A 14372-nucleotide genomic window follows, 5' to 3' on the forward strand; every position below is an offset into this window, starting at 1 on the left:
GACATAGCCATGACCCGGATCCAAGGATTGAAGCTTCTATCGACCTTGGACGAGGATGGTCGGCTGACCGTGGAACTGGCGGAGGAGACGCTACCGCCGCCTCGGGCGGACGAGGTGCTGGTCCGCGTAGAAGCTGCTCCCATCAACCCGTCAGACCTCGCCCTGCTTTTCGCCTCCGCCGACCTTGAAAATGCTGATTACAGCGAAGGCCGCATCGTCGCCCTCATGCCTGACGCGGCCCGTCGCGCGCTGGCGGGTCGGGTGGGTCAGCCCATGACGATCGGCAATGAAGGGGCTGGCACCGTCATCAATGCTGGCGAATCCTCGGAAGCTCAGGCCCTGCTGGGCAAGCGCGTCGCCCTGATCAGCGGCGGCATGTTCGCGCAATATCGCATCGTCAACGCCCGCGCCTGCATGGTCTTGCCCGATGAGGTGACGGCGGAACAGGGCGCGTCCGCCTTCGTGAACCCCATGACGGCCCTTGGCTTTGTAGAAACCATGAAGCGGGAAGGGCACAAGGCCATCGTCCACACCGCCGCCGCCTCCAACCTGGGCCAGATGCTGGTGCGCATCGCTCAGGAAGACGGCATTCCGCTGGTGAACATCGTGCGCAACGACGCGCAGGTGGCGATCCTCGAAGGGATCGGCGCGGACCATGTGCTCAACAGTTCGGCAGAGGACTTCCCTGCTCAGCTTGAAGCCGCCATCGCAGCCACCGGCGCGACCATCGCCTTCGACGCGATCGGTGGCGGTAATCTCGTCAGCCAGATCCTGCATGCCATGGAACAGGTCGCCAGCAAGGACGCGCCCTATAGCCGCTATGGCTCCGACAGCCCCAAGCAAGCCTATATTTACGGCGCCCTCGACCTTTCCCCCACCATCCTGACGCGCAGCTTTGGGTTTGGCTGGTCTGTTGGCGGCTGGCTGCTCTTCCCCTTCCTGCAAAAGGTCGGACCGGAAACCATCGAACGGATGAAGCGGCGCGTGATGGACAATATCACGACGACCTTCGCCAGCCACTATAAGGGCCACATCTCGCTGTCCGAAGCGCTCAACCGCGAAGCCGTGCTGACCTACAATGCCCGGCGCACCGGCGAGAAATATCTGATCGTTCCGAATTGATCTGGAGCGCGGGAGTTCAGGAGCGCTGCGTCAGCGCTCCTGAAAAAGCCCCGTCGCGTCAGGCCGCCATCTGGTGCAGCACGCACAGCTTGTTGCCCGCCGGGTCGCGCAGATAGGCCAAGTACAATTTGCCCATGCCGCCGTCACGAACACCGGGCGGATCTTCGCAAGTCGTGCCGCCTGCCGCGATCCCCGCCGCATGCCATGCATCGGCCTGCTCGGGCGAAGAGGCAGAAAAGCCGATGGTTCCGCCATTGGCCGCACAGGCCGGTTCACCGTTGAGCGGCTTGGAAATGGCAAACGCGCCGGTCGGCGTCATGTAGAAGACACGGCCCTTGTCATCGACGAAACCCGGCGAGACGCCCAGAGCGCCCAGCGTCGCGTCATAAAATTGCTTGGACTTCTGAATGTCGTCGGCACCAACCATGATGTGGCTGAACATATGCATCCTCTCTGCCATTTCGCGCGGCCCGCAACCAGCCGGGCTCACCGGCCCGGTTGAGGAACGCTTCGAATAAAAAAGCCGAACTCTCCGATCCGATGGTTCGGAAAGCTCCACAAGACCACGGCTTGCCTTTGCCGCCCCTTATGCATGAACCAGCTGGAGCACGCTGTCGATCCTCATCGGCGCATCAATGTGATCCCGGGAAATGCTTCACGGCCGATGGCGTATCGCCGCTGCGCCGGTGCCTTAAATAGCAAATGGGCGGAGCCTGAACCCAGACCCCGCCCGAAATGCATCCGCCAAAACCGGCAAGCCTTATTTCGGCGCCAGCACCATCAGCATCTGACGGCCTTCCATGCGCGGATAGGCTTCGACCTTGGCGATCTCGCCGACATTCTCGGCCACGCGCTGGAGCAGCTGCATGCCGAGCTGCTGGTGCGACAATTCGCGACCGCGGAAGCGGAGGGTGATCTTCACCTTGTCGCCGTCGCCGATGAAATCATGGACCTTCTTCATCTTCGTATCATAGTCATGATCGTCGATGTTCGGACGCATCTTGATCTCTTTGAGTTCCTGCGTCTTCTGGGTCTTGCGGGCGATATTGGCCTTTTTCTGGGCCTCATATTTGAACTTGCCGATGTCGAGGAACTTGCAGACCGGCGGATCGGCCGTCGGAGACACTTCGACCAGGTCCAGGCCCAGCTCATAAGCGCGCTCCATGGCCTCCTGCGTCAACATCACGCCCAGATTTTCGCCTTCGTCGTCGATCACGCGCACCTTGGGCACGGTGATGAACTCATTGTAACGGGGACCGGACTTAGGCGGCGGCGCCATTGGGCGGCGCATCATTGGGGGACGTATAGCGGCTTCTCCTATTATTGTTCCAAAAACGGCTCTGGCGGCCTTTAGCGCAAAGCCGAAAGGGGCGGCAAGTCCGCAGTTACGGAATCACCGGCCCCATGTGGCATTGCTGCCTCACCGCATATCGGGGGCGAGCGCCTCTTTTGCAAGACGCTGGATGACATCATCAACGGCGAGGACGCTTTGCCCCTCCTTGCCCAACTCACGCAGCGCCACCGTGCCTTCATCGGCCTCACGGCGACCGACGACCAGCAAATTGGGCACTTTGGCAAGGCTATGCTCGCGAACCTTGTAGTTGATCTTCTCGTTGCGAACATCGACTTCGGCTCGGATTCCGGCGGCACGAAGCTTCTCCACTACCGCGTTCGCATAGTCATCCGCGTCCGAAACGATGGTCGCGACCACCGCCTGCACCGGCGCCAGCCAGAGCGGGAATTTGCCCGCATAATGTTCGATCAATATGCCGATGAACCGCTCATAGGACCCGAAAATCGCCCGATGGAGCATGACAGGCCGATGCCGCTCGCCATCTTCACCCACATAGGAAGCGTCGAGTCGCTCCGGCAGCACCCGATCCGACTGGATCGTGCCCACCTGCCAAGTCCGCCCGATCGCATCGGTCAGATGCCATTCCAGCTTCGGCGCATAGAAAGCCCCTTCGCCCGGCAGTTCCTCCCAACCATATTCGGGCGTGTTCAGCCCCGCAGCGGCGACAGCGTTGCGCAGTTCCTCCTCGGCCTTGTCCCACATTTCCTCGGAGCCGAAGCGCTTCTCCGGACGCAGCGCCAGCTTGATCGAGTAAGTGAAGCCGAAATTCTTGTAGATCCGATCCGCCAGTTCGCAGAAGGCCCGCACCTCGGCCACGATCTGGTCCTCGCGGCAGAAGATATGCGCGTCATCCTGCGTGAATTGCCGCACCCGCATCAACCCGTGCAGCGCGCCATGCGGCTCGTTGCGGTGGCAGCAGCCATTCTCATAGAAACGCAACGGCAGGTCGCGATAGCTTTTGATCCCCTGCTTGAAGATCAAAATGTGCGCCGGGCAGTTCATGGGCTTGAGCGCCATCCAGTCGACATCGTCGGACACCAGCGGCCCTTCATCCTCGACGTTCGGCACCTCGTCGGGGATGACAAACATATTCTCGCGATATTTGCCCCAATGGCCCGACTGCTCCCACTGGCGCGCATCCATCACCTGCGGCGTCTTGACCTCGCGATAGCCGCCAGCGTCGATGGCACGACGCATATAGGCTTCCAGCTCGCGCCAGATCAGATAGCCCTTGGGATGCCAGAAGACCGACCCATGCGCTTCCTGCTGGAGGTGAAACAGGTCCATCTCCGCACCCAGCTTGCGATGGTCGCGCTTGCCCGCTTCTTCGAGGCGCATGAGGTGCGCGTCCAACTGCTTCTTGTTAAGCCAGCCGGTGCCGTAGATGCGCGAGAGCATCGCATTTTTCTGATCACCGCGCCAATAGGCGCCCGACACGCGCGTCAGCTTGAAAGCATTCGGGTCGAGCTTGCCGGTCGATGCCAGATGCGGCCCCCGACACATGTCGAGCCACTCGCCACCCGACCAGTAAACCGTCAGTTCCTCGCCCTCGGGAAGCTCCGCCGCCCATTCCGCCTTGAACGTCTCGCCTTCCGCCTTCCAGCGCGCGATCAGGTCCTCGCGCGTCCACACCTCGCGGCGGAGCGGCTTGTCGGCTGCGATCAACGCCCGCATCTTCGCTTCGATCGCGGGCAGATCCTCTTCCGTGAAGGGCCGGTCCTTCGGAGCGAAGTCATAGTAGAAGCCGTCGTCCGTCGCCGGGCCGAAGGTGATCTGCGTCCCCGGAAACAAAGCCTGCACGGCCTCGGCCAGCAGATGCGCAAAGTCATGCCGCGCCAGTTCCAGCGCGTCCGCCTCATCCTTGCTCGTCACCAGCGCGAGTTGCGCGTCGCCTTCCAGAGGCCGCATGATGTCGCGCAGTTCGCCGTCCACACGCGCCGCGATCGCCGCCTTGGCCAGACCCGGCCCGATCGCCGCTGCAATATCCGCCGGCGTAGTGCCGGGCGCGACTTCACGCACGGAACCGTCGGGCAGGGTGATCTTGAGCATCGCGGACAAGGGACAAGTCTTTCTGTGATTGGATGGCAGCGCAAAATGCCGCGCTTTCCCCATAAATGGGCGGCCCCGTCTGTCAATAGAAGGGACCCTTGCCAAGGAACGCTGATACAGGCATGTTGAATGTGTTGATATATCATTCAACAGGAGGGGTTCATGGCTTCAAGCTTTGCGCAATTCAACGCGTCTCAGCCCGAACAACCGATGGGCGAGATGAATACCACCCCATTGATCGACGTGATGCTGGTGCTGCTGATCATGTTCATCATCACGATACCGATCCAGACGCACAGCGTCAGCGTCGACCTTCCCCAAACGCCTGACACGGTGACGCAGCCGCCAGTAAATCCAGTCAAGAACAGGCTGACGATCGATGGGGAGGGCGTGCTGCGCTGGAACGGGGCGGCAATCGATCGGCTCACTCTGCGCCAATATCTCGCCGCGTCCCTTGCGAAGCCTGTCGAACCGGAATTGCAGTTCCAGCCCGCCGCTGACGCCCGCTATGTCGTGGTGGACGAAGTGCTCGCCGACATTCGCCGAGCGGGCGTCAAGAATATGGGCTTTGTCGGTAACGAGCGCTACGCCACCTTCTGACGGAAGGATCGCCAACATGGTCCCTCTTGACCAGTCGCCCGGCGCATAGTCTTTTGCTGCCGGGGACTACAGGGGGGATCATGGACCAGGAACGCTTTTACGGCGAGAGCTTCGCCTTTGAAGGAAGCTGGCGTGAATATGCGCCCATCGCTTTTATCAACCTGCTGCTGACGATCGTCACACTGGGCATCTATCGTTTCTGGGCCACCACGCGGACGCGGCGCTACCTCTGGTCGAACACGCGCTTCATCGACGATCGGCTCGAATGGACGGGCACCGGTAAGGAATTGTTGCTGGGATTTCTGATGGTGCTGCTGCTCATGGGCGTGCCCTTCATGTTTCTTCAGTTCGGCGCGCAGGCGCTGGTGCTTCGGGGGCATGCGGGCCTCGCAGCTGTGCTCACCATGGCGGCGGCCTTCACTATCTTTTACCTCACGGGCGTCGCCCGCTTCCGCGCGCTGCGCTATCGGCTCAGCCGCACCTGGTGGCACGGCATCAGAGGTGGCGCCGACGACAGCGGCTTCGGCTTCGGCCTGCAATATATGTGGCGCACCATGGTGTCCTACATACCCTTGGGCCTGCTCATCCCATGGTCGATGGTTTCGCTCTGGAACCGGCGCATGAACGCGATGAGCTTCGGCTCGCATCCATTCGTTGCGGTCGGTCGCGCCCGGCCGCTCATGAAGAGGTTCCTGCTCTTCTATCTCGCTCCGCTGCTTTTCGTCCTGCTCGGCGTCGCGATGGCGGGCACTTTCGGAGGGGCCATTGGCGGCGTTTGGGTGACATCCAGCTTCCCGCCGCTGCTGCGCATCCTGTCGTTCATCGTCATCTTCGTAGGCGTTTATGCTTTGCTTGGCCTCATCGCGCTCGCTTATTATGCGGCCTTCCTGCGCGAAACGATCGGTAACCTGACCCTCGCTGGCCTGGAATTTTCCTTTGAGGCCAGCACGGATGATTGGCTTGCCTTGTTCTTCGGCGACATCGCACTGGTCGTCTGCACCCTCGGTATCGGGTCGATCTTCCTCCAGTATCGTCACTGGAAATTCTTCATCACCCACATGAACGCAACGGGCGAAATCTATACCGACGATCTCACCCAATCGCAGACGAAGACCAGCCGCCATGGCGAAGGCCTGCTCGACGCGCTCGACGTAGGTGCCTTCTGACCGGCCTGCCCGATTTCCGGCTCTGGCATTATGACGGCGTCACCGCGACGCGGCGGAGCGTGCTCCTCCGCCCGGTCGGGGATGGCTTCGTGCTGGAGGAACCGGAAAGCGGCTGGGCCGGTGCGCCTGCCATCTGGTCCGACCTGACCGTGATCGGCTCGGACGGCGGGCGTTCTGCCTATGGGCACAGCGCTATTCCCGGATGGCGCATGGGTTTTTCAGGAGAGCCACCAGCGGGTCTGTCTGCGCATCTGCCCAAGGGCGAACGCTATGGCCGCTGGATCGACCGCTTCGGCTTCTGGCCTATGGCGGGGCTGTTCACGGTTGCGGCGGCGCTGGTTGTCTGGGGTGCGCTCGAAGCCCCCGGCGCCATCGCCCCGCTGATCCCGCAATCCTGGGAAAACCGGATGGGCGATACCATGGTCGGGGATTTCGGCGGTCGCTTCTGCCACACGCCCGCCGGGGATGCCGCGTTGCGGACGTTGGCAGAGAGGATCGACCCCCATCATGAAGCGCGCGAAATCACGCTTGCCAACATCCCGATGGTCAATGCGGTAACGCTGCCCGGCGGCCGCATCATCCTGTTCGACGGCCTCATCCAGCAGGCGGGCTCGCCCGACGAGGTCGCGGGCGTCCTTGGCCATGAACTTGGCCATGTTCGTCACCGCGACACATTGACCGGCCTTGTCCGCCAACTGGGCCTTAGCGCTGTGCTCGGCGGAGCGGGCGGAGGTGCAGGCAGCTACCTCAACGGTGTGCTTGCGCTCAGCTATGGGCGGGAGGCTGAAGCGGCAGCCGACAGCGTTGCCATCGATCAGATGCGCGCTGCCAGCATTTCCCCCGCCGCCACCGCGGCCTTCTTCGAAAAGCTCGGCGGCAAGGAGGCAGATCGGGGAGAAAGGGCCATGACATGGCTCTCCTCGCACCCGCTCTCCGCCGGTCGTCGCCGCCGTTTCGCCGAAGCGGTCCAGCCGGGTTCGGCCTATCGCCCGGCCCTCGACCGCGTTTCATGGCAGGCGCTGCGTTCCTCCTGCGCGGCCGACCCCAAGGTTGCGAAATTCTGGGGAAAGCCCTTCTGATCAGGCGAAGAGCAGCCGCGCCTGATCCTTGGTTTGCTGCAGAAAGGCGATGGGGCCGCTGATGGAAATGCCTTCCGGCAATTCACTGGCGGCGACATCATGCAGCGCCATGCCGCTCTGGCAGGCCAGGATGCCGACATCCAGCGCCAGCGCCTCGGCGATCAATTGGCGAAGGGAAGGCAGGCCCGCCGCCAGATGCGCGGCATCTTCTGGCGCCTGAGCGGTTTGCCGCAGCAGCGCCACGGCATCCAGTTGCAGGAAGATGCTGGCCGCTCCGCCCAACGCCGCCTGCGCGCTCGCCAGCACCAGTGCGCCGCGTAGCCGCTCCGCGTCAGCCGTGGCGACGACAATTCTCAGTTCGCGCATAGTTCGGCGGCGCACGCCTTGCAGCCGGGGTCCTTGGCCACGCTCAACGTACGGAACCGCATGGAGAGCAGGTCGGCGAGCATCAGCTTGCCCGCCATGTCCGCGCCGAAGGGGACCAGCGCGCGGATGACTTCCAGCGCGGCCAGGCTTCCCATCACGCCGGTAAGAGCGCCAATCACGCCCGTCTCGGCGCAGTTCCGCTCCGGCGCGTCCTGCGGATCGCCGACAAAGCAGCGATAGCAGGGCTGATCGGCTTCCCAGCCGCGATAGGTAGCGAGCTGTCCCTCGAACGGCCCGACCGCCGCAGAGACGAGCGGAATACGCAACCGCTGCGCGCAGTCCGCCACCGCCAGCCGCGTCGCGAAGCTGTCGCACCCGTCCAAAACGACATCCGCGTCCCGCAGCATGAGCGCGGCATTGTCCGCATCGATCCGCGAATTGATGGGGATCAGCTTCACATCGGGATTAAGCCGCGCCACCGCCGCCATCGCGCCTTCAGCCTTTGCGACACCGATGTCGCCGGTCCCGAACAGCACCTGCCGCTGCAAATTGGAAAGCGCGACATGATCATCGTCGATGACCCGAATCGTGCCCACGCCCGCCGCCGCGATATAGAGGATCGCCGGGCTGCCGATCCCGCCCGCGCCGATCACCGCGACATCGGCCGAGAGCAGCCGTGCCTGACCCGCGCCGCCAATCTCCTTGAGGACGATATGGCGGGCGTAGCGTTCCAACTGCTCGTCGGAAAGGGTCATGAGGAACTCACTCCCGTCGATCCGAAACCACCCGAACCCCTGACCGTCTCGTCCAGTTCCTCAACCTCCGCAAAGCGCGCCATCTGAACCGGCGCCGCCACCAGCTGCGCGATGCGGTCACCGCGTGAAATGACGAAAGGTTCAGCGCCCAGGTTGATGAGGATGACCTTCAATTCCCCGCGATAATCCGCGTCGATCGTGCCCGGCGTATTGGGCAGGCTGATCCCATGCTTCAGCGCCAGTCCCGACCTTGGCCGCACCTGCACCTCATAGCCATCTGGAATCGCCATCGCGAAGCCGGTCGCCACGGCATGCCGCCCGCCCGGCACGATGATCACATCCTCGGCGGCCACCACGTCCATGCCCGCTGCATGCTCGGTCGCATAGGCAGGTACCGGCAGCCCCTCACCATGGGGCAGGCGCTTCAGACGGATTTCAATCGGAGAGAGAGGGGAGGACATTGGCAACCTTTTCGATGATTCGGGTGGCGACGGCATCCTTGGGCAAATGCTCCCAACTTTCGATGCCGTTCGCTGTGACGATATGCACGCTGTTGCTGTCGCCGCCCATCACGTCGCCTGACACATCATTGGCGATGATCCAGTCCGCACCCTTGCGCGCCAGCTTTGCCTCAGCATGTTCGGCAACCTTCTCGGTCTCGGCAGCAAAGCCGATCAGCAGGGCAGGGCGCCCCGCATGTTTGCCCAAGGTGCCCAGAATGTCAGGATTCTCCACCAGCGCCAGCGGCGCAGGCTTGCCTGATCCATCCTTCTTCAGCTTCTGTTCGCAAGCATCCGCCGTTCGCCAGTCAGCAACCGCCGCCACCATGATCGCCACATCGGCGGGCAGCGCGCCCTCGACCGCCGCCAGCATCTCCCGCGCGGTTTCCACATCGACCCGATCCACGCCCGCAGGCGTCGCCAGATGCACCGGCCCGGCGACCAGCGTCACCCGCGCACCGGCCCGCGCCGCAGCCGCCGCAATGGCAAAGCCCTGCTTTCCCGAAGAGCGGTTAGCGATGTAGCGCACCGGATCGATCGGCTCATGCGTCGGTCCAGCGGTAACCAGAATATGCCGCCCTTTAAGCGGCAGTTCCGCGCCCTCAAAATCCGGCTGACCGGCAAGCGGATCTTTCGCAGCCGGATGCTCAAGCAACCGCTCAATCTCTTCCACGATCGCTTCGGGTTCAGGCAAACGCCCCTTGCCGAACTCGCCGCAAGCCATCTCGCCGCTATCCGGCTCCATCAGATGCACGCCATCGGCATGCAGGCGCGCCAAGTTCCGCTGCGTCGCTGCATGATGCCACATGCGCACGTTCATCGCGGGCACCGCCAGCACCGGCTTGTCCGTCGCCAGCAGCAGCGTCGTCGCCAGATCATCGGCGATGCCATTGGCCATCTTGGCGAGAATATTCGCCGTCGCAGGCGCGACCACGACCAGATCAGCCTGTCGGCTCAGCTGGATATGCCCGATCTCCCGCTCTTCTTTCAGGTCGAACATGTCGCCATAGACATGGTCCTCGGTCAGAACGCCAAGCGACAGGGGCGTCACGAAGTTGGTCGCGCTGTCGGTCAGCACCGCGCGCACAGCGATGCCGCGCTTCTTCAGCAGCCGCACCAGTTCCAGCGACTTATAGGCCGCGATGCCACCGGCGACGATCAGGAGGATGCGGCGCTGAGTCATAGTTGCAGATGTAGCAGGGCCGTAACGACCGCTCCAGTCACCGCGGCAACACCGGCCACCGCGGCATAGCGCCACCCCCCGCCGATGCGGATCAGCCTCACCTCGGTCAGCGGCGGCGGCGGCGGCGCTCCTCCCTTCTCCGGGAAAGCCTCCTCGATCCGGCGCACAAGGCCGGGCAGCCGCTGAAGCGTCCGCCAATTCTCGATCAGCGCATCCGCCGCCTTGGCTTCTGGCCCCAGTTCCGCGCGCAGCCATTCCTTCACATAGGGGCCGCTCGTCTCCCACAGGTTGATGTCGGGATCGAGCGCGGTCGCCACACCCTCCACCATCACCATGGTCTTCTGGAGCAGCAGCAAATGGGGCTGGGTCTGCATGTCGAAGTCGCGGGTGATGGCGAACAGCCCGTCCAGCATGCCACCGACCGAAAGCTCGCGCACCGGCTTGCCCCGCATCGGTTCGCCCACGGCGCGCAGGGCGGTCGCGAATTCCTCGACATTATGGTGGCCGGGCACATATTGCGCCTCGAAATGGATTTCGGCGACCCGCTTATAGTTGCCGGTGATCAGCCCGTAGAGAATCTCCGCCAGCCACATGCGCGCCCGCCGGTCGATCCGCCCCATGATGCCGAAATCGATCGCCACGATATCGCCATTGGCGGTGACGAACAGGTTCCCCTGATGCATGTCAGCGTGGAAGAAACCCTCGGCGATCGCCTGCCGCAGGAAGGCGTTGACCAACCGCGCGCCCAGTTCCTTCACATCATGACCCGCCGCGATCAGGGCGTCTCGATCGGAAATCTTGATCCCGTCGATCCACTCCATCGTCATGACCTTGCCTGTCGTGCGATCCCAATCGATCATGGGCACGCGATAGCCCGGCATCGCCTCCATCGCCTCGGCGAGTTCGGACGCCGAAGCGGCTTCCCGGCGCAAATCCAGCTCGCGCGCGGTCCAGCGCTTCATGTTGGCGATGACCAGGCGCGGCCGCAATCGCGCGACCTCGCCACCCAACATTTCCACATGGGCAGCGGCCCATTCATAGGTCTGGATGTCGCGGTTGAACTGGTCCGTGACGCCCGGCCGGATCACTTTCACCGCGACATCGCGGCCGTCCGTGGTAATGGCGCGATGCACCTGCGCGATCGACGCAGCACCCACCGGTGCTTCATCGAAGCTGGTATAGATGCTCTCCAGCGGACGTCCGAAACTCTGTTCGATCTGCGCGCGAATGGTGGCGAAAGGCACGGGCGGCAGTGCGTCCTGCAACCGCAAAAGGTCGTTCGCCGCCTCATCCCCAACCAGATCGGGGCGTGTTGCTAGCGTCTGCCCCAGCTTGATCGCCGCAGGCCCGATCGCCTGAAAGGCATCGGCATAGCGCGGTTGCTTGGGCACCCGTGCCCCCACCCGCGCCAATCGCACCAGCCGCCTCACGGGCGTAGGCGTCAACGGATCGCGCTCAATCCCCCGCAGCGCCCCATGTCGCGCCAGCGTCCGGCCCCATTTCAGCAGCCGCCAAATATGCGTGATGTGGGATGGCATCTACCTAAGCCCCTCCCCTTCAGGGGAGGGGTTGGGGTGGGGGCGAGCGGAGCGAGCGACTGCCGTCGCGAGGTCAGAGCAGCGCCGCTCACGCGGCGCACCCACCCTTCGAAGCAGGCACGTGACTGCTTCGAACCCTCCCTTGAAAGGGAGCGGCCCCATTGTGAGTCGCCCCACCATCAAATCTTCCACCCCGAATGGATCGCCACCAACCCACCAAGAATCGGCTCGACCTTCGTCTGCACGAAACCAGCCTCCCGGATCATCCGCTCAAATTCAGGCATAGGCGGAAAGCGCCGGATCGATTCGATCAGATACCGATAGCTGTCCTCATCATCGGCGAGCAGCTTGCCGAGCTTGGGCACCAGCCGATGCGAATAGACATCATACACATCGGCAAAGCCCGGCCATGTCGTCGTCGAAAATTCCAGGCAGAAGAAGCGCCCGCCAAATTTCAGCACGCGGTGCGCTTCCCGCAGCGCCTTGTCGATATGCGTCACATTGCGGATGCCAAAGGCGATCGTATAGGCGTCGAAGCTGCGGTCCTTGAACGTCAGTTCTTCCGCATTCTGCTCCGACCAGATCAGCCCTTCGAGGCCCTTCTTCTTTGCGCGCTCGACGCCCACGGCCAGCATTTCCGGATTGATGTCGGACACGGTGACGTGCGCGCCATGCTTGGCCATGCGAAAGGCGATGTCGCCAGTGCCGCCCGCCATATCCAGGATCGCTTCATCCTTGCGCGGCTTCACCCGCCCGACAAACTGGTCCTTCCATAGCCGGTGCGCGCCCACGGACATGGCGTCGTTCATCAGGTCATATTTGGACGCAACATTGGAAAAGACCGCGCGCACCATCCCCTGTTTTTCAGAGGCATCCACGTCGCGATAGCCGAAAGAAGCAGTGTCGTTCATGGGCCAGCCTCCTAGAGCATTTGCATGTCCGGTGGAAACACCCCAGATCGGCGAAAATGTTCAGTGACTTGTCGGCATAATTCGGCCTGACGATCCGATCGCTATCCAAGAGAGATTTGAATGCCTGAACTGCCCGAAGTCGAAACCACGGTCGCTGGCCTCCGGTCGGTGCTGGAGGGCGCGGTTCTGACCCGTGTCGAAGCACGCCGCGCGGATCTCCGCTTCCCCATACCGGTCGATCTGCGGCAGCGACTGACTGGCGCGACCGTCACATCGCTGTCTCGCCGCGCTAAATATGGGCTCATCGAAACCAATCGCGGCGACACGCTGATCTTTCATCTTGGCATGTCGGGGCGTTGGCGAATCGATCCTGCCGAGATCGGGACACATGACCATCTTCTGATCGAGACCGGAAACGGACATCTGCTTTCCCTTAACGATCCACGCCGCTTCGGCTCGATCGACCTCGTGCGCACCGACGGCTCTCACGCCTACGGTCCCTTCACCCGCATGGGGCCGGAGCCACTTGGACCTGATTTTTCGGCGAACTATCTCGCGCAGGTGCTGAAAGGGAAGGCGACATCGATCAAGGCGGCGCTGCTCGATCAGCGAATCGTGGCAGGGCTCGGCAACATCTATGTCTGCGAAGCGCTCAACATGGCGGGCATCTCCCCAACGCGCGAGGCGGGGCGCATCAGTCGGGCGCGGCTCGGGCTGCTGGCCGACGCGATTCGGGAAGTGCTGACAGCCGCGATTGCGGCCGGAGGGTCCACCTTGCGCGATTATGCCCGGCCCGATGGGGAGCTGGGCTATTTCTCCAAACAGTGGCGAGTCTATGGCCGGGAAGGCGAAAGCTGCGCCTGTGGCGGCGTGATCCGGCGACGTGTGGACGGCGGGCGATCGACTTTCTACTGCCCGAAATGCCAGAAATAGCACGCGCCTTCCCGTTGACGCTTTGGCTTATCCCCTGTAAGGGGCGCACCTTCACAGGGACGGCTGGCGATTCCGGCTGACCCTATTCACGAGATTTGACGAGACCGAGGACTTTAAATGGCCAATACGCCGCAAGCCAAGAAGCGCATCCGCCGCAACGCACGCCGCGCCGAAATCAACGGCGCCCGCATCAGCCGGATTCGTACCCTGGTGAAGAAGGTCGAATCCGCTCTCGCTGCTGGCGACAAGTCGGCTGCGGCCACGGCGCTTCAGTCCGTCCAGCCTGAACTGGCTCGTGGCGTCGCACGCGGCGTGCTGCACAAGAACACCGCCGCTCGCAAGTTCGGGCGTCTCACGAAGCGGGTTAGCGCGCTCGCCTGAGCCGCTTCACTCGATCGTCACGTAAAAATCGAAAAACCCGTCCCGCTCTGGGGCGGGTTTTTTTCATGATTCCGTCACGCGGCCGTAACGGACATCCGCAGTTTCTCGCGATTCCCTCACGATTCGAGCAAAAGGGCACAGAGGTGTATATTTGCTAAGTATCTGTATTTGCGTGATATTCTGTTCATTTCGCCATTTTCCCCGGTTTTCCGCGTCAACGTCTTTATTTCATATTTTTGAAGGGCCTTGCCCTTGATCAGGCGAAGATTGCCTGTCTATTTTCATCTCTCTGATCACCACTCGAATCGATTCCGGTGATCGTCATTAGGTTGTTTTTGCGCAGACTTGTTGGGGAAGCTCCCGCTTTTCCAAACGGATTTTTGCGTCTGATGGTCCCTGCCCGGCAGGGGCACAGTTGATGGGGGTCGACTGTTT

The 14372-nt window shown here is 62.5% G+C and carries 15 protein-coding genes; 6 read left to right on the top strand and 9 right to left on the bottom strand.

Annotation, left to right across the window (positions count from 1 at the left end; all coding sequences use genetic code 11):
* Positions 1 to 9: 9 nt before the first annotated feature.
* Positions 10 to 1122 carry a zinc-binding dehydrogenase gene (locus ACZ51H_RS12855; protein WP_464802055.1) on the top strand — a complete coding sequence of 371 codons (1113 nt, stop codon included), beginning with the start codon at positions 10 to 12 and terminating at the stop codon, positions 1120 to 1122.
* A 58-nt stretch (positions 1123 to 1180) separates the two neighbouring features.
* Here the strand turns inward: ACZ51H_RS12855 and ACZ51H_RS12860 are convergent, their stop codons facing one another.
* The 3 genes from ACZ51H_RS12860 to thrS form a co-directional block, all read right to left on the bottom strand.
* A complete protein-coding gene (locus ACZ51H_RS12860; protein ID WP_464771755.1) occupies positions 1181 to 1564 on the bottom strand; it encodes a VOC family protein in 384 nt (127 codons plus the stop codon).
* A 318-nt stretch (positions 1565 to 1882) separates the two neighbouring features.
* On the bottom strand, positions 1883 to 2416 hold the full coding sequence (infC, locus tag ACZ51H_RS12865) for a translation initiation factor IF-3 (protein ID WP_449470959.1): 534 nt from the start codon (positions 2414 to 2416) through the stop codon (positions 1883 to 1885).
* Between the two features lie 126 nt (positions 2417 to 2542).
* The gene (gene thrS, locus ACZ51H_RS12870; RefSeq protein ID WP_464802902.1) at positions 2543 to 4525 is read right to left on the bottom strand and encodes a threonine--tRNA ligase; all 1983 of its coding nucleotides are present in this window, start codon (positions 4523 to 4525) and stop codon (positions 2543 to 2545) included.
* Positions 4526 to 4687: 162 nt separating this feature from the next.
* Here thrS and ACZ51H_RS12875 point away from each other — a divergent pair, with 162 nt between their 5' ends.
* From ACZ51H_RS12875 to ACZ51H_RS12885, 3 genes are all read left to right on the top strand, one after another.
* A complete protein-coding gene (locus ACZ51H_RS12875; protein WP_464802056.1) occupies positions 4688 to 5125 on the top strand; it encodes an ExbD/TolR family protein in 438 nt (145 codons plus the stop codon).
* An 80-nt stretch (positions 5126 to 5205) separates the two neighbouring features.
* On the top strand, positions 5206 to 6291 hold the full coding sequence (locus ACZ51H_RS12880) for a YjgN family protein (RefSeq protein WP_464802057.1): 1086 nt from the start codon (positions 5206 to 5208) through the stop codon (positions 6289 to 6291).
* Between the two features lie 59 nt (positions 6292 to 6350).
* Positions 6351 to 7370, top strand: coding sequence for a M48 family metallopeptidase (locus tag ACZ51H_RS12885; protein WP_464802058.1), 1020 nt, complete (start codon positions 6351 to 6353; stop codon positions 7368 to 7370).
* Here the strand turns inward: ACZ51H_RS12885 and ACZ51H_RS12890 are convergent, their stop codons facing one another.
* The 6 genes from ACZ51H_RS12890 to ACZ51H_RS12915 form a co-directional block, all read right to left on the bottom strand.
* The gene (locus tag ACZ51H_RS12890) at positions 7371 to 7736 is read right to left on the bottom strand and encodes a DsrE family protein (protein WP_464802059.1); all 366 of its coding nucleotides are present in this window, start codon (positions 7734 to 7736) and stop codon (positions 7371 to 7373) included.
* Entirely contained in the window at positions 7724 to 8491 is a 768-nt protein-coding gene (locus ACZ51H_RS12895; RefSeq protein ID WP_464802060.1) for a HesA/MoeB/ThiF family protein, read from the bottom strand. Before ACZ51H_RS12895 ends, ACZ51H_RS12890 begins: the two co-directional genes overlap by 13 nt.
* Positions 8488 to 8952, bottom strand: coding sequence for a dUTP diphosphatase (gene dut, locus ACZ51H_RS12900; protein ID WP_464802061.1), 465 nt, complete (start codon positions 8950 to 8952; stop codon positions 8488 to 8490). Before dut ends, ACZ51H_RS12895 begins: the two co-directional genes overlap by 4 nt.
* On the bottom strand, positions 8927 to 10174 hold the full coding sequence (gene coaBC / locus ACZ51H_RS12905) for a bifunctional phosphopantothenoylcysteine decarboxylase/phosphopantothenate--cysteine ligase CoaBC (RefSeq protein ID WP_464802062.1): 1248 nt from the start codon (positions 10172 to 10174) through the stop codon (positions 8927 to 8929). Before coaBC ends, dut begins: the two co-directional genes overlap by 26 nt.
* Complete coding sequence (ubiB, locus tag ACZ51H_RS12910; protein WP_464771762.1) at positions 10171 to 11712, bottom strand: 2-polyprenylphenol 6-hydroxylase; 1542 nt, start codon at positions 11710 to 11712, stop codon at positions 10171 to 10173. The genes coaBC and ubiB overlap by 4 nt, the downstream gene beginning before the upstream one ends.
* 179 nt (positions 11713 to 11891) lie before the next feature.
* Complete coding sequence (locus ACZ51H_RS12915) at positions 11892 to 12623, bottom strand: class I SAM-dependent methyltransferase (RefSeq protein ID WP_449470966.1); 732 nt, start codon at positions 12621 to 12623, stop codon at positions 11892 to 11894.
* Between the two features lie 120 nt (positions 12624 to 12743).
* Here ACZ51H_RS12915 and mutM point away from each other — a divergent pair, with 120 nt between their 5' ends.
* Together mutM and rpsT are read left to right on the top strand one after the other, a co-directional pair.
* Positions 12744 to 13556, top strand: a complete 813-nt coding sequence (gene mutM / locus ACZ51H_RS12920; RefSeq protein ID WP_464771763.1) for a bifunctional DNA-formamidopyrimidine glycosylase/DNA-(apurinic or apyrimidinic site) lyase — start codon at positions 12744 to 12746, stop codon at positions 13554 to 13556.
* A 117-nt stretch (positions 13557 to 13673) separates the two neighbouring features.
* A complete protein-coding gene (gene rpsT / locus ACZ51H_RS12925; protein WP_449470969.1) occupies positions 13674 to 13937 on the top strand; it encodes a 30S ribosomal protein S20 in 264 nt (87 codons plus the stop codon).
* Positions 13938 to 14372 lie beyond the last annotated feature (435 nt).

It is taken from the genome of Sphingobium sp. TomMM15 (genome assembly GCF_055397045.1).

Coding starts and splice junctions, on each gene's coding strand:
- dut (WP_464802061.1), bottom strand. CDS start 8,952: ATGTCCTCCCCTCTCTCTCCGATTGAAATCCGTCTGAAGCGCCTGCCC.
- ACZ51H_RS12880 (WP_464802057.1), top strand. CDS start 5,206: ATGGACCAGGAACGCTTTTACGGCGAGAGCTTCGCCTTTGAAGGAAGC.
- coaBC (WP_464802062.1), bottom strand. CDS start 10,174: ATGACTCAGCGCCGCATCCTCCTGATCGTCGCCGGTGGCATCGCGGCC.
- ACZ51H_RS12890 (WP_464802059.1), bottom strand. CDS start 7,736: ATGCGCGAACTGAGAATTGTCGTCGCCACGGCTGACGCGGAGCGGCTA.
- rpsT (WP_449470969.1), top strand. CDS start 13,674: ATGGCCAATACGCCGCAAGCCAAGAAGCGCATCCGCCGCAACGCACGC.
- ACZ51H_RS12895 (WP_464802060.1), bottom strand. CDS start 8,491: ATGACCCTTTCCGACGAGCAGTTGGAACGCTACGCCCGCCATATCGTC.
- ACZ51H_RS12875 (WP_464802056.1), top strand. CDS start 4,688: ATGGCTTCAAGCTTTGCGCAATTCAACGCGTCTCAGCCCGAACAACCG.
- thrS (WP_464802902.1), bottom strand. CDS start 4,525: ATGCTCAAGATCACCCTGCCCGACGGTTCCGTGCGTGAAGTCGCGCCC.
- ACZ51H_RS12915 (WP_449470966.1), bottom strand. CDS start 12,623: ATGAACGACACTGCTTCTTTCGGCTATCGCGACGTGGATGCCTCTGAA.
- ubiB (WP_464771762.1), bottom strand. CDS start 11,712: ATGCCATCCCACATCACGCATATTTGGCGGCTGCTGAAATGGGGCCGG.
- ACZ51H_RS12860 (WP_464771755.1), bottom strand. CDS start 1,564: ATGTTCAGCCACATCATGGTTGGTGCCGACGACATTCAGAAGTCCAAG.
- infC (WP_449470959.1), bottom strand. CDS start 2,416: ATGATGCGCCGCCCAATGGCGCCGCCGCCTAAGTCCGGTCCCCGTTAC.
- ACZ51H_RS12855 (WP_464802055.1), top strand. CDS start 10: ATGACCCGGATCCAAGGATTGAAGCTTCTATCGACCTTGGACGAGGAT.
- mutM (WP_464771763.1), top strand. CDS start 12,744: ATGCCTGAACTGCCCGAAGTCGAAACCACGGTCGCTGGCCTCCGGTCG.